This window comes from Bacillus sp. EA-CB0995 (genome assembly GCF_055814245.1).
Window position 1 is genome coordinate 4,184,636 of record NZ_CP169269.1, and the last position, 19,203, is coordinate 4,203,838.

A 19,203-nucleotide genomic window follows, 5' to 3' on the forward strand; every position below is an offset into this window, starting at 1 on the left:
TGAAATAAAATTGCTTGCTCCTTGTAATATCCCTTCAATCAAACCATGCTTTTGCCAGCAATTGAACCGCTTTATCAATTTCTTCCTCAGATAAAATTGCAAAACCAAGCAAGACGGTTTTATTATCAGCCCTCACATCATCATAGTACATGGAAACCGGATGTACCTTTATACTATATGCTGCCGCTCGTTCAATAAGCTCTCGTTCTGTCATACCATTATTTGTGCGCAATAATATATGCAGCCCTGAATCTTGTCCAATTATTTCAACATATTTCGGAAAATATGTTGAAATTGCTGAAACCAGTGTATCTCTCTTCTTTCGATACACAACTCTCATTTTATGAATATGCTTTTCCCAATGTCCACCCTCGAGAAAACGTTTCACAATTTCTTGATCAATTCGCGATACAGTCTGCGTATAAAAGAAATAGTCTTGTTGATATACTTCAATTAGCGCTTTTGGGAGCACCATATAACTGATACGTAACGATGGAAGTAGTGCTTTCGAAAAAGTACTCATATAAATAACCTTCCCATTTGTATCTAATCCTTGGAGGGCTGGAATTGGTTTACCAGAATAGCGAAATTCACTATCATAATCATCTTCTACAATATAACGTCCTTCCTCTTTCTCTGCCCAATGTAAGAGCTGCATCCGCCTTGAAATTGGCATAATCATCCCGCATGGAAATTGATGGGACGGTGTAACAAACACGACATCTGCATCGCTTTCTTCTAAATGTGAAAGCATAATTCCATCTTCATCAAGAGGAAGCTGTTCTACATGCTCTATCCCTTTTTCATACGTAACCATTTTTCGATGGTATCCTGGATTTTCTACCGCAAATGTACTTTCCTTTAACAATTGAAATAGCATTCTTATTAAATATTGCGTTCCTGCTCCAATAATAATTTGGCTCGGTGAACAATATACACCACGCGATTCATATAAATATTTTGCAATTTCTTTTCGCAGTCCAAGTTCACCTTGCGGATGCCCAAGTAGCAACACTTCTTTATTCTCAATCTGCAGCACTTCATTTGCCAATTTACGATATAGGGCAAATGGAAATGACTGAGCATCAACACCTGTATGCGTAAAGTCAAATACGTAGTCTCGTTCATAATAAGGTATTTCTTTTACATGTTGCATCTTTTGTTCTACATGCAATACAGTTTGTTCCATTTCACATACGAAATATCCTTTACGTGGAATCGCCTCTATGTAACCTTCTGCAACAAGCTGACCATAAGCGGCTTCAATTGTATTTTGGCTAATTTGCAAATAGTGAGCTAATTTTCGCTTCGATGGTAATTTCGTATAAGGCGGGACATTTCCAGATTTCATTTCCTCTTTCATGTAATTATATAGTTGTACATATAGTGGTTCTTTACTATGAATATCAAGTTTCGGTGTAAATTCTAACATACAAACTGACCCCTCTATTTTATAGAAAACTGATACTTTTTATGGTATCAGAAGTTATATATAATCATACTTATCATTTCTGTTTTAAGAAATCAAGTCATACAAAGGAGGATACATCATGAAATCACCTCGACATCTCGGTCTGATGATGATTATTAGTGGAGCAATATTATGGGGGTTATCTGGTCCTATGATTCAGTGGCTATTTAACCATACTGAACTATCATCTACTGATTTTTTAGTCATTCGTCTACTATTAGCGGGCATGTTTATTTTAGGCTCCCTACTATTTACAAAACAAAATATATTTGGGATTTGGAAGTACCCGATTCATTGGATTCAACTACTAATTTTTGCGATTGTTGGCATGCTTGGTGCTCAGTATGCATTTATTGAAACAGTGCATATAAGTAATGCTGTAACTGCAACACTATTTCAATTTCTTGGTCCGGTTCTTATTACTATTTATGTTGCAATGCAGCATAAAAAACTTCCTTCCTTTATGCAGGTTATAGCAATTTCTGCTGCACTGACAGGCACGTATTTCCTTATTACCAATGGTTCAATTGAAAATATTGTTCTTTCTAAACAAGCAATACTATTTGGTATTTTAACAGCAGTCGGCTTTGCTTTTTACACACTTCATCCCGCTTCTCTTATTAAACAATGGGGGACATCAGTAATTGTTGGCTGGGGGATGTTACTTGGAGGAATTTCTTTATTTCTATATAATCAAGAATTTCATTTCCGTTATGTAGCAAATACATTAACTATAAACACATTTTCTATGCTTATTCTCGTGATTATAAGCGGGACACTTTCTTTCCTTCTCTATATTGGTAGTCTAAAATATTTATCTGCAACAGAAACAAGTATTTTATCAAGTATTGAACCACTCGTAGCAGCTATTGTTTCAATTATCTGGTTAAATGAATCATTTGGAGCCTATCAATTATTAGGTGGTATTTTCATTATTGTCGCAGTTGTCTTTTTAACAATGCCAGAAAAATCTAGCAACAGAACACATGTAAGAAAAGAGGAAACGCTATCCGCGTAGCCTCTCTTTTTCTTTTACAGGAATTGTTCTTTATTTTGTCCAATACAATTAAAATACAAATATGAATAGGAGCGTGGCCAAATGAAAAAACTTGGAACCGTGCTACTTCTCTCCTGTCTCATCACTGGCTGTACGACTACAGTAAAGAAATCTACTTCCCCAAAAATAATTGAAACGATACAACCACAAAATAACATTCCCTCTTTCTTTCACCTTAGCATTCTTAAAGATGTCAATTGGGAAGAAAGTCCATCATTTCAGCACGATAAAATATCTGTAAAAGGTATACAAGACAAGGTTGCAATTGTAGATGCTACTTGGATTGCTAATCAACCAAATAAATATATGTGGTTCTTTCTCAACTCAAATATACCCTCTGGAAAACTAACCGTCATTGCAATAAAACAAGGCTCAACGAAACCAGTTCCTGTCTTTTTTCAAGATGAGATAACAGGCAATGTTTGGACAGCACCGCAAGAGATTACAAAAGATATCACAAGTATTCCCTCTAGTATGTTACTCCCTTCTTCTGGCTTATGGCTATTAAATGTATACATTGGAGAAAAGTTGTATGGGCAGATTGTTGTACATGTAGAAGAAGGTGATAAACCATAGTATTTTCCTTACAACACTGTAATCCTTATGTCATCTAATTCAATAGTTCCGAAATGAGCTTTTCACTATACTAAAAGTAAGAAATGAAACCAAAAACAAGGAGAGATAAGAGATGAAAAAAATAATGGAAGTTGTAGTAGCAGTAGTCCTAGTTTTAGTGAATGGTAAAAATATTGCGATGGAGTTAAACAAATAATGAATATCCCCCATACAATCACATAAAAAGAGATAAGGTTTCATTGTTTTGATCCCTTATCTCCCTCTTATTATGAAAGAACAGCATACTATATTAAACTCCTTTTTCTGTCCATTTCTTTTCCCTTTTCAAAACATCAACCACTTGTTAAATAATAATAAAATGCCTCTGCATCTGTTTGTACCCAAGGTGAAAAATGAAGTTCTTGTACTCGATCTGGTTGTTGTTTTTCAATTTCCTCTGTAAGCTTCTGTGTATCCTTATCCGTCACATCTATCCCAAGTTCTTTTGCCACTTGCAAAGCCTTTTGTTCATTAATTTCTTGTAGCACTTGATAAATATCTTTTCCATACAGATCAATATGAAGGTTTTTCGCTTCTGTTTGAATTTTCGTTTCATATATTTCTTTCGCTAACGCTTCCATACTTTTTCCCTTTTCTGAAATACCAAGTTGCTTTGCTTCGTTTTTTATTTTTGTGCCATAAAGCTCCTCAGCTATCGCACCAATCTCTTTACCTTCTGTAGAAACTCCTAATTTCTCTGCTTCACTTTTTATTTTTATCTTATTAATTTCCGCTATTAAATCTACAATTGCTTTTCCCTCTACTGGTATCCCAAGTTTTTCTGCTTCTTTTTTAACCTTCGCTTCATATATTTCTTCCGAAAGTGTTCCAACATCTTTGCCCTCTGTGGAAACCCCCAGCTGATTTGCTTCTTTCTCTACTTCCGTTTCATGAATTTCCTTCTCAAGTGTAAGTAGCTCTTTTCCTTGTGTTTCAATTCCTAAATTCTGCGCTTTATCTTCTGTATATGCAGCATGTATAGTCTCACCATTCACTTGTGCACTACTAGGTTGAGATGATTGTATTCCTTTATCTATCTCCTTATTTGTACAAGCTGAAGCTCCACCCATTACACTGAGACTTAATACTCCAACAACTAGTAGACCAAACGTCTTTTTTCTAATCACCTTTCACTTCCTCCCTTCATCATAACTGTTCCTTAAGCCGTTATGTCTTTTTGATGCTTTACTCTCCATTTTGCTCGCAACATGACAAAAGATATACATAGTCCAGTTCCAGTTAAAATAAGCATAACAATCGCACCGATTAATCCAATTACTCCTGTATGCAGTTCCTTAACTAATTTTGATAGAGAATTGAGTCCCCCATTATTTCTATCTTGAAAAAATTGTCCATTTGTCGCTGCACCTCTTTGATTAAAATCGGAATTCCCAGCTTGCATTCCTTGTCCATTTTGTCCATTCCCTATAGCACCATTTCTGCCAAATCCTCGTTCTCTAAAATTAGCAGCTCCTCCACCGTGGCTTTTTTCATTAAAATACATATATACCCCTGTTGCAGATTGAATAAAAATAAATACCGAAGCAATTAACCCAATCCAAAAATGAAGTTTTCTCATTCTTTTCATTTTCCACTCTCCTTTTTCATCATTTATCATTTGTAATTCGTCATTAGGTCTATATTTATTATGAAAAAGGTTCCTTAACTTTCCCTTAAAAAAGACGACCCTGTATAAAACAAGATCGTCTTTTTAATTACCTATTTTTCTTTCTTATAAATATTTCGTACTTTTGATTCTTTGGAAATATAATTTCAAAACAAGTACCTTCTCCAATTTTGCTATGCACTTTTATTTTTCCGGAATGCTTTTCAACAATCCAGCTTGCGATAGAAAGACCTAATCCAGCTCCGTTTGATGCTGATCTTGATTTATCACCTTGATAAAAACGGTCAAAAATTTTCGGGATATCTTCTTCAATGATGCCAATCCCATCATCTTTTACTTGGATGACAATTCCATTTGTTGTTTCAAAGCAAGATACTTTAATATTTCCACCTGCATTTGTATACTTCATCGCATTATCTAATAAAATTACAATTAATTGATGAATACGCTCTTTATCTCCAATAAAAGAAATAGAAGGAACTACATCTAAAGTAATTGTTTTTTCTTCATACAAAGCAATTTCCGAATAAGGATTTACAATTTCACTTAGCAATTTATCTAATGCAAAATCTTTCTTGTCCATTTCAATTTGATCTGAATCAGAACGTGCTAATGTTAGTAAGTTTGCAACTAGTTTGGATAAGCGTCGGCATTCCTTTGATATAGTTGAAATATCCATCGCCTTATCTTCTATTGTTGCGGTAGGTGATTGAAACAATACATCTGTTTTAGATTGAATCACTGCTAAAGGGGTTCGTAATTCATGTGAAGCATCTGAAACAAACTGCTGCTGTTTATGCCAAGCATTCTTAATTGGTACAAGCGCCCTACCAGCTAAAAAAGCCAATCCCCACCGCACATATACTTCCTATACTGCACCCAATTACAAGAATAAGTAGAAGTGTATGCAGCATTTCCTTTTCAGGGTTTATGTCCCGCAATACTTGAAACGTGACTTTCCCTAAATCTGTATCTCCCTGAACTGCAATCATCCGAAAGTTTACGCCTTCCACTTCTATATCCTGCCGTTCTCCAAATGTTTTAGGAAATAAATTAGATTGATTTCTCTCAAAAAAGTTTGGATCTATAAATCGCGGTTCCATATCTACCAGTTGATTCTTTGCATCCCATTTTAAAACGATAATCCGCGAATCGCCAATATGCACATCTTTGCTAAAACCAAACTGACCCGGAATAGACTTGTCTTCTTTTTCTTGTTTCTTAATGAATCTGTCAATTGAATCATCTATTCCTTCATATAGTCGTTTATGTGTATAAGAATAAATAACATTTCCTAACATACCAATTAATATAATAAATACCAATGAATTCAAAATCGTAAGTTGAATGCGCGTCTTTTGAAACATGCTATGTTGTCTCATTGTTCTTTTAAGATATATCCAATACCACGTATAGTTTGAATATCTTTATGATAGCCAAATGGCTCTAGCTTCTTTCGCAAATGATGCACATATACCTCTACAATGGCTACTGTTGTATCAGAATTAAATCCCCATACTCTATCAAAAATTTGTTCACGCATTAAAATCTTCCCACTATTTTGAATCAGATATTCTAATAGTTCATATTGCTTTAAAGTTAATTTTATAGGTACCTCATCCACTTGAATGTCTTTCTCTTTTCCAAACAGCTCAATACCACGGTACCGAATTGTTTGATTAGTCGTTAAGCTTCCACTCCTTCTTAATAAAGCGCGAATTCTCGCTTGAAGTTCTGGCGCCTGAAACGGTTTCACTAAATAATCATCTCCGCCAAAGTCCAACCCTTTTACCCGATCTTCTAAAGAGTCTTTTGCAGTAAGGAATAAAACAGGCGTTTGAATGTTTTTACTTCGAATCCGCTGAATTACTTCAAATCCATCCATCTCTGGAAGCATCACATCTAGAAGAATTGCATCATAAATATTTTGCAATGCTAGAAATAACCCTTCCTCACCATTTTTTGCCGTATCTACTTCAAATTCATTTCGTAAAATTTGTGTAATTGACTCCAATAATGGAGGATGATCTTCCACAACTAATAAACGCATCTCACTTCTTCACCTCTTATTTTTTCTTCCGTTATTCACGAACAATAAGACTTTCACCTCATAATTCTAAAAAACAAAGAAGATAGGTGGACGATAACTGTCCGTAAAATTCTGATTGATGATGCTTTCCATCAGTAGGAATGAAAAAATCGCTGATGGAAATTTCATTTTATCCCACATTAATGGGTAAGACCTCCACCGATCGAAGTTTCACTTTATACTAGCAAAAGAAAGCGGCCGCAGTATGCGATCGCTTCAATTTCTAGGCAAAACTACTGCCGATAACATGTTCTATTCATATCGAAGTGCTTGAATAGGGTGCAGCTTCGATGCTTTATTGGCTGGAAATACCCCAAATCCAACTCCTACTAATAAGGAGAATAAAAATGCAAGCAATGTAATAGGGAGAGAATAAGCAATTGTCATGCCTGTTGCCATGGAAATAACCTTTGCAACCAAAAGTCCTATTCCCATTCCTATTAAACCTCCAAGTGAACTTAGCACTACCGCTTCAATTAGAAATTGTAGTAAAATATCCCTTCTTTTCGCCCCAATTGCTTTACGAATGCCAATTTCTTTCGTTCGTTCTGAGACAGATACAAGCATAATATTCATAATTCCGATTCCGCCAACTAATAAAGAAATGCAAGCAATTCCTCCAAGCATCATCGTCATTGTACCTGTTACCGAACTCATCGTATCTACTAAATCTTTTTGATTAAATACGCTGTAGTTATCTTGCTTATTCGGGAACATTACAGCTAATTTATTTTGAATTTGTGCCATGACAGTATTTATTTTTTCCTCACTGCTTACTTGCACATACAACGTTTGTATATTTGTATTCTTTACAACTCGCTGCGCTGTACTCAACGGCATAATAATAACATCGTCACCGCTTTGTCCCATAGAACCACCTTTTGAAGCAAGTACACCTACTACTTTATAAGATCCACCATTTACTTGTACATCTTTTCCAACTGGATTTTCAAATCCAAATAGATTTTGTGCTGTATTCGCACCAAGTACAATGACTTTTTGTCTATATTCTACATCCATATCTGATAAAAAGCGACCTTCATTTACTTTCATATCGCGAACTTGCTCATAAGAGCTATTTGTTCCAGTAAGCGATACCTGTGTTGAAACCTTACCATTTTTTACAGTAACTCGTCCTGAGACAACAGGGGACATTTCTTTTATCCCATCAATCTTTTGAAACTTCGCAACATCTTCTTCAGTAAATTTTATCGTGTCAGATCCCATCATATTTACTGTTAACAAATTCGTACCCAAACTATTAATTTGATTTGCTACAGCTTGACTTGATCCTTGACCAATCGAGACAAGTACAATAACAGACGCAACACCAATAATAATACCTAGCATCGTTAAAAATGCTCGTAACTTATTACCTTTGATACTGCGCATTGCCATTTTGACGGATTGTATTAGTCCCAATGTACTCACCTCTACTTTCAAATAATTGCCCATCTTGTATACGAACAATCCGGCTTGCTTGTTTTGCTACTTCTAAATCGTGCGTAATTAAAATAATTGTATGTCCCTGCATATGAAGCTCTTTCATGACCTCAATAATTTCTTCACTTGTTTTGCTATCTAATGCCCCTGTCGGTTCATCGGCTAATAAGATTGGCGGATTTCCAACTAAAGCGCGTGCAATCGCAACGCGCTGCTGCTGTCCACCTGACAATTGGCTCGGCAAATGATGAGCCCTCCCTTGTAAACCAACTTTCTCCAAACAGCTATACGCAATATTTGTTCTTTCCTTTTGACTCATCCCTCGATATAAAAGGGGCAATTCAATATTTTCAAGCGCAGTTAATTTTGTAAGCAAATTAAAGTTTTGGAAAATGAATCCGATTTTTTCATTTCGAATCGTGGCTAGTTGATTATCATTCATCTTATCTACTGCATCTCCATCCAATAGATACTGTCCATCATCTGGACGATCTAAACAACCAACCATATTCATAAACGTAGATTTTCCTGATCCAGAAGGACCGATAATGGAGAGAAAATCACCCTCATAGATTGTAAGAGAAACATTATCGAGCGCACGTACAATTTCGCCACCCATCTCATATGATTTGGCCATATTATGAATCTCAATAATTGGTTTCATTCTCACCCTCTCCCTCCAGCTCTATTTCTATTCATACCTCCACCGCCGAAGCCGCCTCCCATGCCTCCGCCTGGTGACATCATAAAGCCTCTTTGTTTATTATTGGAGTTATTTGTTCCATTTCCTTGCGCAGCCATAGGCAATTGAACATGTTCTCCCTCTTGCAATCCTTCCGTAATTTCTACCGAATCTTCATTATGAATACCTGTTTTAACAACTTTTCGCTGCATATTTGTCTTTCCATCAGAATTTGTCTTTCCATTAGAAGAAGCTGCTGAAGATTGAACAAGGACGAATTTTTGATCTCCTCTTGTATGAACTGCTTCTACTGGAACATATAGAACATTATCTTTACTATCAGTCAAAATGCTAGCTTCTGTTGTCATTCCAATTTTCACATCTTTTGGATCATCAATATGAATCGTTACATTAAAGGAGGATACACCATTAGAAACTGTTCCTTCCTTCGCTACATCTGTTACCTTTCCTGTATAGGTTGTATCTGGGAATGAATTCACTTTTAATGTTACACTTTGTCCAACCTGCACTTTTGGAATGTCTAATTCATCAACTTGAATAACTGTTTCTAAATCACTATAGTTCGTAATATGAGCAACAGCCTTCCCACTCGTTACACGATCTCCAGCTTGCACTGATATAGATGTAATCGTTCCATCAGCTGGTGCTACAATTGAATCACTTCCATCTGTAAATGTAATTAACTCCTGACCCTTTTTTACTACATCATTTGCTGAAACTAATACTGAATCGACTACTTTATTTGAGTCTGCTGTAATATCTTCATTTGTCACAGATTGAGTAGAACCAGAACCTGTTACTTTCACATCTAGTTTCCCTTTTTGAACTGCCACACTTACTGCTTGATTCGTCACTGGTTGCGATTTATCCCTAAATACATACCAAGCCCCTGCACCGAGTACAATGATAAGAACTCCTAAAATACTAATCCACTTTTTCAAAATCGTGTCTCCTTTCCTACACCTCATTGTTCATTACGTAAGACTTATTATCGAATCTATTCCTTAAAATTCCCTTAACAAAAATAAAAAGAGATAAGGTTTCATGATCGTTTTGATCCCTTATCTCCTCTTTTCCCCTACATTAGCTCGTTTGTATAGGGAATCTTTCTTATTTTATAGAATATACTTTTTGACTTGGCAATTCTAAACAGTTCAGCTGGCCGCCGTATACAGCCCCTCCATCAATACCAATGATACGATTTTCACCAAAATACACGCCAAAATTCTCGTTATCCCCGTGAAGAATTTTCGTTTCTGTATGCCCAAAGACAACCACTTTCTCGCCAGTATATCCATTATGAAACTCATCTCTAATCCACATTAATGTATACGCATCCGTTTCAGAAACAGGTGTCATTGGTTGTACACCCGCGTGAGCAAAAATATAATCATCTGTTTCAATATAGTGGTCTAGCTCTTTTATAAATTCTATATGTTGTTCTAGCACCTCAGACTGTAACTGTGGTCTTATGAATTCCTCTTCACTTACAGCAATATCACTTTCAGAAAAGCCATAGCTATGTAACGTTTGATCTCCTCCGTTTCTCTTTACCCAATGATTCCAGAATTTTTCTTCCTCTGTCGTTAAGGCTTTTATCATCATATCTTCATGATTACCTTTTAAGACGAACGCGCCAACTTCTTTTAATTGCATTACTTTTTCAATTACCTCTTTAGCATTAGGACCACGGTCTACATAATCCCCTAACAAAATTAATTGATCATTTTTTGGATTGTACTCTACTTTTTCTAATAACTTTTCAAACTTCTCTAATTCACCATGAATATCACTTATCACAAACATCCTTCTCATATCTATTCCCTTCTTTCTAGTTGTAAAAGTTAATTCATATTATAGAGAGGCTCTATTAATATCTCAATTTTCAAACTAAAAATATTATTAAAACAAAAGACTAGCGTCTATTTAGACACTAGTCTTTAAAACATACTTCATATACTATAATCAGGTTGATTTCACATTTATATTATTTTATTCCGTAAAAAAGCATTTTTCATCCCCCTTCCTAAAGTAACTTAACTTAGGAAGGGTTTCTTATCTACGCTACTTCGACATCCGCTGCAAACCCTGTTTGCTCATGGAATTGTAAGTCAATACGCAAACTTTCTGGAATAAAGTTGTGATATTCCCTTAGATAAAATGCAATTGCATCAATTAACTCCTGCTCACCAAGCTCTACAGTTCGGTACGGTAAACGAGCACTGGCACCAAATCCTCTATCCGGATGAAACTGCAAATCAACATCAATTTGTTCCGGACGATACGCGTGGATAGAGGCCGCATGTACACAAACCGCATCAACTACATCCTGTTCAATAAAGAAAATCTTCATCGCTCTCTCTCCTTCTTAACGTCTTGCGAAAATACGACGTATAATCCAAATAATTCCTAAAATAATGAGGATATCTATTAATAAACCACTAGAAAAGAAGCTTCCGCCTACTCCACCAACTCCATGATTTCCAAATGGATGTAGCATACTACCTAGTAAAGCTCCTGCCCCAAATGATGCTGCATGACCCCAAAAGCTAGATTTCTTAGGAGCTGGCTGTGACTGTGGTGTACGATCTACAGAAGCTGGTTTCTTCGATTGCACATTTGATGACGAAGATTTATAGCCAGAATGATATGTCCCATCTGAAGAACGAGAGCTGCCAGAAGTCGATCCTTTCGTGCTGAATCCTCCGCTACTAGAATGAGATGAAACTGACGATTTACTGCCACTATAGGTTTTTGCTTGTGCAAATGTTGGTACGGCAAACAAAGTGAAAGCTAACATTAGTGTGAAAATTTTCTTACTTATATTCATCTGAATCCCTCTTTTAATAAAAAATGAAATGTAGCACTAGTATAATTAACTTTTCTATTTCTTGCACGTATTTTGTACAAAGGATAGCTACAGTTGAAAATCCTTGCTAACACTATGTTTTTTAAGATAAAACAACCAAAATCAGAACAGTTCTTCTGCATTTTCCGCTGTGATTGTAATAAAGTAAAACTTCCATTAGTAGGAGGCTTATCCCCACTGATGGTTAGTTGAACCAATCGGGCTCTTACGGAGAGTTATCTCCCACCTCTTCTTTGATTTCTCAGAATCTAAAGGTGGGAGGTTTACTCCCCGTTAGTGCGGGATAAAGTGAAACTTACCTCCCGCTAGATTGAGATGAAAAAAACTCTTCATTAATAACCAGAAGGATAAAGTCTTTCTTCTATTAAATGTTTCATAGTAGTATATTGAACGTTCTTCGAAAAATCCTTTCCTCTTGTACATACTGAGAGAATATACTCTCGGTGGAAAGGGATATGTTTTATAAACCAAATTCCCTTCAATTGTTCATCGTATACTCTCCCTTCTGAAAGAGAAACTGTAAAAGAGGACAAGTTTTTAGATACGCCTGTTCCAATCGCTTTTATATAACTTTCCTTTGCAGTCCAAATGCGATAAAAAGTCTCTAATTGTTTTTCTTCTGTTATTTGCTGCCACCACTTTTGTTCTTGTGGCGAAAATAAATGCTTTGTTGCTTGAAAGTCAACTGCTTGCACACGTTCTATATCTATTCCAATAGGCTGCGTATCAACTGCGCATACAACCCATTCGCCTGCATGGGATAAACTAAATTGAAATGAAGATAGATTATGAATATAGGGCTTTCCATATGAATTCTTTCCCCACTCTATCGTACTTTTTACACCATATTTTTCATATACAATGTGCTGTACAAGTACATCGCATACTATTTCTCTGATGATATCTTCATACGTTTTTCGAAGCGAAATTCTCGCACGTCTTTCTTCACTTATATAAGGGAGAAGACGTTCCCAATTGATGAACGTCTCTTTCTCCATATGCACAGCATATATTTCTGGCATATGAAATCACCCGACTTCCTTATCTTGTCTCTGTGTGGCATAACAATAATGAGCAGATGTTCCTTCCCAATGGGTATACGCAGGTAAGGTTTCTCCTTTCATGACAAGCGAAAGATTTCCAAGTGATGATCCCTCATTCATAACCGTATCATATAAGACAACAGAACCATTTCCGATTGAACAATTATCACCAATAACAAGATTGGACATTTTCATAACACGGTCTTCAAATAAATGCGTCTGCAATGTACTGTTCAAGTTAATAGCAGCCCCATTTCCAATATGAACTAAATCAAATTCTGATACGTGTGTAGAATCTAGGAAGACTCTTTCTCCTACTTTCACACCAAACCAACCAAGAATATACCGAGCAAATGGTGTACCAAGAAAGAGATTTAACAAATAAGGAACAGTCACATTTTCGTATAAAGCTGTCACTAATTCACTGCGCCATACAAATGTGCTCCATAGCGGCTTTGCTGTCTGCTCGTAACGACCGATAAGAAGTCTTTTAATAAGAACAACTACTCCCGATGCTAGTAAACCCGATCCTATAGCCAACAATGGAAACAATGTAATTATCTCGAGGGCAGAAAAATAGCGAGTTTCCTCCCAGAGGCTAAACACTAAAAAGCCACTGATCCAAATAGCAAAAGCACCAGGAAGCGTAACGCGACAAAATTCAATCATAAGTCGTTTTATATAAAGATTTCTTGTTGGATGATATGTTTCCTCTTCCGAAAAAGACGTATTAATGTCTCGGTTTGGTAAAAATATAGATGGTGAACCTAACCATGATGTATCATCCGAAATCTCTTTTTCTTCAGGAGGAATAGACATAACTCCAATTAAACAACCATTTCCGATTGTTTTTCCTCCTTCAATATGAGCGCTATTTCCAATAAACGTACGACTTCCAATCTTTGTTTTCGCAATATGAATTTGATTATGAAATACTTTTGGTGTACCAATAGAAACAGCATCAGCAATAAAGCTGCCTTCACCCGCGATTAGTAAATCTGGGGCAATATTCGTAACTGTAGAAACTTCGACCATTTTCCCCATTTTCGCACCGAGTAGACGTAAAAATGGTGCTGCATAAATTGTTGCATACAGCGAATTGTTGAATACTAAACTCATCATAAGTAGCTTATCTACAAACCATTTTCGTACATAAAATATACTATGCAAAGAATATTGCCCTTCTTTTACTCGACCTAGTATAACTCGTTTTAGCAATACGATTACAAAACTTAACGTAACTACACCAATAAGCGAAAATATAGGTGCTAGAAGCAATTCCCAAGCTCCCATATACGGAAATAAGCCTCGTATTAGAAAAATAGCTGGTAAGAAGCTCATACTTGGAACGAGCATAAGCATAATGATTCCTATTACATACAATACGCCAAGCCCAAACCGATGAAATCTATTATGGTTTGCTGCAAAAGCTGCCATTGCCTCTACATGATCATCTTTTACATTTGTTTGGCGTGCAGGAGAGCCGCTCCAACGTTCATTGAATGGTATAACCATATTAGAAGGAAGCATCGATTGCTCTCCTAATTGCGAGTGATCTTGGACAGTTGTATTAGGAGAAATAACAGCATTTGATCCGATATAACAGTTGTTTCCCACTGAAATTTTACCGATTTTTAGTGTATTCCCTTCAACTGTGTAACCAAGCAGCTGTGCGTCTAATCCAATACTGCTTTCATTTCCGATTTCAATTAAGTCAAACGTATGCACGTGTTGCGTGCCAATATAACACTCTCTTCCAATTGTTGCTCCCATCAGACGATAATACCAATTTAAAAACGGTGTTCCTGTTAAGAAGCTAACCGGTGCAAGTGCTTGAATTCGGCGCACAAGCCACCAACGAAAATAATAACTTCCCCAAAGTGGATACTCTCCCTCTTTAAAACGTCCAATTAAGAGCCACTTTGCCGCAATAGAAATAATAATCATAGCCGGGCAATAAATAGCAAACATAGAAATCACAGCAAGAAAAATTTGCTCATCTCCCCATGGGCTATTAGATAAATGTAAATACACAAGTACAAACGGCAAAGATGCTAGCAGCATAAGAGCATATATGCTTATTCCCTGCATAAATCCATTTCTCTTATACATGCCATCTGACACGGGAGGTAGTTCTTTACGAACTGGTTGTTTTGTTTCCGTTCTAGATTGCGATTGTATAAAATCAGCAAGTTGTTTAATTGTTGGATGTGCATACACATCTGAAACTGCCATTCCCGTCATCATGCTATGTTCCCTAAGTTTTGATACAACAAGCGCAGCAAATAGAGAATGCCCTCCTAAATCATCAAAGAAATGCTCTGTAACAGAAATCATCTCTTGCTGGAAAACTTCTTGCCATGCCTTTGCAATTATTTCTTCCGTTTCATTACAAGGCGCTATATATTCTTTATGGAAACGATGCTGTCCCGTCGGTGCAGGTAAACTCTTACGATCAACCTTCCCGCTTAGAAGAGTCGGAAGCTCATCAAGTACCTCAATGTAAGAAGGTACCATATATGCCGGAAGACGTTCTTTAAGACGATTGTGTATAACCGATATATCCAACGTTTTTCCTTCATCCAATACAAGATAAGCAACTAATACTTGTAGTCCAGGTGCCTGCTCATGTACATTCACAACCGCATTGCGTACATCAGGAACGGCCATAATAACTGCTTCAATTTCGTTAAGCTCAACTCGATATCCACGAATTTTTACTTGACTGTCAATTCTACCTAAAAATTCAATGTCTCCTTCCTCGTTAAAACGAACTAAGTCTCCTGTCCGATATAAACGTGAAGAATCAAAAGGTGTTTTACAAAATGGATTATCAACGAACTTTTCTTTTGTTAAATCTTCTCGATTCACATAACCACGCGCTAATCCGGCACCTCCAATATATAATTCACCAGATTCTCCAATCGGCACGGAATGCATCTGTTCATCAAAAATATAAACAGTATAGTTAGGAAGAGGTTTTCCAATTGTCACCGGTTTGTTTGGATCACATTCTGCATAAGTAGCAATTACCGTTGCCTCTGTTGGACCGTACGTATTCATCATGCGTCTTCCAAGGCGACACCAGCGCTTCACAATATGACTTGGACACTCCTCTCCTCCTACAATTAGCAAACGAAGTGTCGGAATATCTTCTTCCCACATAGTAAGCAATGTTGGTACACAAGAAAGAACCGTCACACCAAGCTCTGTCAACCTCTTTGGTAACTCCATTCCACTTTGCTGTAACTTACGTGTACCAACTACAAGAGCTGCACCATTTGAAAATGCCATCCAAATTTCTTCCACAGAGGCATCAAACGCAGTCGTAAACCCTTGATACACTCGATCTTCTGGCACAACTTTATAAAAAGTTTGCGAAGCTCTCACAACATGAGCTGCAGTATGATGCTCGATTAGCACACCTTTTGGACGCCCTGTAGTGCCTGAAGTGTAAATAATATAGGACAAATCCTCACATTGTACTTGCACTTCTTCTTTACATAAGCGTTCACCGTCTTGTTTTGCAATCAGCGCAGCCTCTTGATCCAATAGTATAGCTAAGCATCCTACATGATACCGAGCAGCAATTTCCTCAGTCATAATAACTGCAGCAATACCACAGTCTTGTACAATATATTGCACCCGATCTTCCGGATAACTCGGATCTAGCGGTACATATGCAGCTCCCGCCTTCATAATACCTAGCATCGCAATATAAGATTCTATAGACCGCTCTAGAAGAATCGCCACACAGCCGCCGCGTTTAATTCCTTTCAATCGTAAATATCTTGCTAATTTATTCGACTCTATTTCTAGCTCTCTATACGTTATCGTTCTATCGTCACAAATAACAGCTATCCTGTTTTCGTAACGATCTACAGTTTCTTCAAATATATAATGTAAACATTCCTCTTTAAGAAGTTCTGGCTTTCTTTGACCGTAATTCCATTCGAAAGGAGGAAAATGCATATGTGTAGATGTTTCTAGTATGGACTTCATACAATCCAATCCTTTCCAAAAACTAACAGGTAATGAATAACAAATCGTTTTTTACCACTGAAAGCTGTATGAATGGCATACTCGTATTATTACGAAAAAAATACGAAGAACAAGAACAAACAGCTTTAATTTGAAATATAGCACACATATATGTCAAATGTGTGTCCGCAATGTGTTTAATATATATACAAAAAAATTTATATATATCAATTCCTACTTCAATAGGAATTTTCTTCATCATTCACCGATGAAAAGCTCTCATCAATCAAGGCTTTCCTCTCTGTTAATAGCAAGATAAAGTGAAACTTCCATCAGTGGAGAGTTTTTTCATCTCCCACTGATGGTTAGTTGAACCAATCGGGCTTTTATGGGCAGTTATCCCCCACCTATCTTCCTCGCTTCTCTCTGCATCTTGAGGTGGGGGTCTTACTTCCCGTTAATGCGGGATAAAATCGCTATTATTTTATTCCAGCACAAAAAATTAATAACGGTCATCCAAAAGATACAAAAGAATGGTAAGTGGTATTTGGATACAAACCAAAAAATAATGCTTTTAATAATAAAAAAACACCTCACACAATGAAACGTGTGAGGTGTTTTCATCAATAAGCACCTGCTTTTTCTAGTATGGATTGGATTCTTGTAAATCCTCTTTCTTTGGCATGTTGGAGCGGGGTAACACCTTCTTTATCAGGAATGTTTACATCAGCATTGTGCTCTATTAACATCTGTACAATTTGCTGATATTCTTTACCTCCATTTCCTAAAAGAACAGCTTCCATTAATGCAGTCCAGCCAAGATTGTTAATATGATTGACATCGATATCTGTATGAGTGAGAAATTCCCTTACAACTTCAACATGGCCACGTTCTGCTGCTGGAATTAGTGCCGTACCGCCAAATTGATTCATTATCTTTGGATCCGCGCCCGCTTCAATCGTTAGCTTTAAAATTTCTAAAGTCCCCTCTGCTGCAGCATATAAAAATGGATTATCTTTGTGATTATCTTGGATATTTACATCTGCTCCTGCTGCCAGTAATGTTTTCACAGTATCAATATGGTTATAATACGTCGCTGCCATAACCGGTGTTTCCCCTTGTGTACCTCTTACATTCAGATTTGCCCCGCTTTTTATCAATTTTACAACTGTTTCTGTATCTCCGAGCTGTGCTGAAAGTAATAACTGCTTATCCATCCAGTTCTCTTCCTTTGTATCTACGTCTTCCTTTTTCACTATCATAAACTCTGCTTGATTCTGTTTTCCACAAGCTGTCATTACCACCAATAGTCCAAGTAACATGAGAAATGAAACGTTTTTTCTTCGCACAGTCTCATCTCCTATGGAAGATTGTATTTTGCTAACCAATCCTTCATAACATACAATAACTCTTCTTGAATATTCTTATCCACAAGCCCCTTATATTCCTTCATTAGGCCTAGTATTGTATGATTTTTCTCGACTTCTCGTAAAATATGATTCATGTTCGGGATGACATGCCACTCTGCCTCACCAGCTACATATTCAGCAATATCCTTTGCCTGTTCTGGCGGCACTTGTATATCTCGATCTCCAGTAATCGCCAAAACAGGACATGTTACTTTCTCTAAATACTCTACGACATTGTATTGAAATTGTTCACGTATCCACTTTGCATTTACTTTTGCCCCTTTTATTCGCATAACAGGATTTGACGATTGTTGTATTTTTTCCATCACCGCTTCATTCTGTTTCTTAATACGCTTTGGAAGTTTTAAAAAGCGGTATAGCCACCCTCGAAATCCAGATGCTGCTTCCAATTCTTTCACTACCGTTTCCATTTGTCTTGGAAGTAATGTTTTCGAAGGCTCAGCTCCGCCGCTAAGTAAAATTAAGTTAGCAACTGATTCTCTTACATAAATAGCTGGCGCAAGTAAAGCACCTTCACTATGACCTACAATTACGATTCGCTTTGGATCAATTTGCGGATGCTCCTTTAAAAAACGTACGCAAGCAACCCCATCATCAATTAAGTCTGCAACACCTGTTTTATAATAATCGCCTTCACTTTTGTGCGTACCACGCTTATCGTAACGTAACGTTGCAAATCCTAATGAAGTGAAATAATCCGCTAAATCTTTATATAAATGTAGTTTTAAACCGCGAACATTTCCATCCCGATCTCCTTTTCCAGTTCCGCCAATAAGTAAAATAGCTGGGTATGTTGGTGCGTCATATGCTGGAATTGTTAACGTTCCTTGAAGTGAAACCGTACTTTCAATTGTAACGAACAATTCTTTTCCCAT

General features: G+C 36.8%; 16 protein-coding genes and 1 pseudogene. 2 read left to right on the forward strand and 15 right to left on the reverse strand.

The genetic code is table 11. From position 1 onward, the window contains the following. Positions 1 to 34 precede the first annotated feature (34 nt). Entirely contained in the window at positions 35 to 1,432 is a 1,398-nt protein-coding gene (gene pdxR, locus ACEWFJ_RS21490) for a MocR-like pyridoxine biosynthesis transcription factor PdxR (RefSeq protein ID WP_473689853.1), read from the reverse strand. 118 nt (positions 1,433 to 1,550) lie between these two features. Between pdxR and ACEWFJ_RS21495 the strand changes: the two genes are divergently transcribed. Together ACEWFJ_RS21495 and ACEWFJ_RS21500 are read left to right on the forward strand one after the other, a co-directional pair. Beyond that, the gene (locus tag ACEWFJ_RS21495) at positions 1,551 to 2,489 is read left to right on the forward strand and encodes a DMT family transporter (RefSeq protein WP_473689854.1); all 939 of its coding nucleotides are present in this window, start codon (positions 1,551 to 1,553) and stop codon (positions 2,487 to 2,489) included. Between the two features lie 81 nt (positions 2,490 to 2,570). Then, positions 2,571 to 3,104, forward strand: coding sequence for a DUF4871 domain-containing protein (locus tag ACEWFJ_RS21500; protein ID WP_473689855.1), 534 nt, complete (start codon positions 2,571 to 2,573; stop codon positions 3,102 to 3,104). A 332-nt stretch (positions 3,105 to 3,436) separates the two neighbouring features. On the opposite strand, the gene ACEWFJ_RS21505 is transcribed toward ACEWFJ_RS21500, so the two are convergent. The 14 genes and pseudogenes from ACEWFJ_RS21505 to ACEWFJ_RS21570 all read right to left on the reverse strand — a co-directional run bounded on the left by ACEWFJ_RS21505 (position 3,437) and on the right by ACEWFJ_RS21570 (position 19,203). Next, entirely contained in the window at positions 3,437 to 4,267 is an 831-nt protein-coding gene (locus tag ACEWFJ_RS21505) for a transporter (protein WP_473692639.1), read from the reverse strand. A gap of 35 nt (positions 4,268 to 4,302) precedes the next feature. Next, positions 4,303 to 4,731 carry a hypothetical protein gene (locus tag ACEWFJ_RS21510; RefSeq protein ID WP_473689856.1) on the reverse strand — a complete coding sequence of 143 codons (429 nt, stop codon included), beginning with the start codon at positions 4,729 to 4,731 and terminating at the stop codon, positions 4,303 to 4,305. 127 nt (positions 4,732 to 4,858) lie between these two features. Next, a pseudogene (locus ACEWFJ_RS21515) lies at positions 4,859 to 6,152 on the reverse strand (sensor histidine kinase). Beyond that, positions 6,149 to 6,820, reverse strand: a complete 672-nt coding sequence (locus ACEWFJ_RS21520; protein WP_473689857.1) for a response regulator transcription factor — start codon at positions 6,818 to 6,820, stop codon at positions 6,149 to 6,151. Before ACEWFJ_RS21520 ends, ACEWFJ_RS21515 begins: the two are co-directional and overlap by 4 nt. A 291-nt stretch (positions 6,821 to 7,111) precedes the next feature. After that, on the reverse strand, positions 7,112 to 8,281 hold the full coding sequence (locus ACEWFJ_RS21525) for an ABC transporter permease (protein WP_473689858.1): 1,170 nt from the start codon (positions 8,279 to 8,281) through the stop codon (positions 7,112 to 7,114). Further along, complete coding sequence (locus tag ACEWFJ_RS21530) at positions 8,232 to 8,966, reverse strand: ABC transporter ATP-binding protein (RefSeq protein WP_473689859.1); 735 nt, start codon at positions 8,964 to 8,966, stop codon at positions 8,232 to 8,234. Before ACEWFJ_RS21530 ends, ACEWFJ_RS21525 begins: the two co-directional genes overlap by 50 nt. 2 nt (positions 8,967 to 8,968) lie before the next feature. Further along, a complete protein-coding gene (locus tag ACEWFJ_RS21535) occupies positions 8,969 to 9,946 on the reverse strand; it encodes an efflux RND transporter periplasmic adaptor subunit (RefSeq protein WP_473689860.1) in 978 nt (325 codons plus the stop codon). 169 nt (positions 9,947 to 10,115) lie between these two features. Beyond that, positions 10,116 to 10,820 (reverse strand): metallophosphoesterase family protein, encoded by a 705-nt coding sequence (locus tag ACEWFJ_RS21540; protein WP_473689861.1) that lies wholly within the window; start codon positions 10,818 to 10,820, stop codon positions 10,116 to 10,118. Between the two features lie 244 nt (positions 10,821 to 11,064). Continuing rightward, positions 11,065 to 11,358: a DUF2653 family protein gene (locus ACEWFJ_RS21545; RefSeq protein ID WP_473689862.1), complete on the reverse strand. Its 294-nt coding sequence runs from the start codon at positions 11,356 to 11,358 to the stop codon at positions 11,065 to 11,067. Positions 11,359 to 11,373: 15 nt separating this feature from the next. Continuing rightward, the gene (locus ACEWFJ_RS21550; RefSeq protein ID WP_473689863.1) at positions 11,374 to 11,835 is read right to left on the reverse strand and encodes a hypothetical protein; all 462 of its coding nucleotides are present in this window, start codon (positions 11,833 to 11,835) and stop codon (positions 11,374 to 11,376) included. Between the two features lie 371 nt (positions 11,836 to 12,206). After that, positions 12,207 to 12,896 carry a 4'-phosphopantetheinyl transferase family protein gene (locus ACEWFJ_RS21555; protein WP_473689864.1) on the reverse strand — a complete coding sequence of 230 codons (690 nt, stop codon included), beginning with the start codon at positions 12,894 to 12,896 and terminating at the stop codon, positions 12,207 to 12,209. A 6-nt stretch (positions 12,897 to 12,902) separates the two neighbouring features. Continuing rightward, the gene (locus tag ACEWFJ_RS21560; RefSeq protein WP_473689865.1) at positions 12,903 to 16,919 is read right to left on the reverse strand and encodes a Pls/PosA family non-ribosomal peptide synthetase; all 4,017 of its coding nucleotides are present in this window, start codon (positions 16,917 to 16,919) and stop codon (positions 12,903 to 12,905) included. 602 nt (positions 16,920 to 17,521) lie between these two features. Beyond that, the gene (locus tag ACEWFJ_RS21565; RefSeq protein ID WP_473689866.1) at positions 17,522 to 18,247 is read right to left on the reverse strand and encodes an ankyrin repeat domain-containing protein; all 726 of its coding nucleotides are present in this window, start codon (positions 18,245 to 18,247) and stop codon (positions 17,522 to 17,524) included. A gap of 11 nt (positions 18,248 to 18,258) precedes the next feature. Then, positions 18,259 to 19,203 carry an alpha/beta hydrolase family protein gene (locus ACEWFJ_RS21570; RefSeq protein WP_473689867.1) on the reverse strand — a complete coding sequence of 315 codons (945 nt, stop codon included), beginning with the start codon at positions 19,201 to 19,203 and terminating at the stop codon, positions 18,259 to 18,261.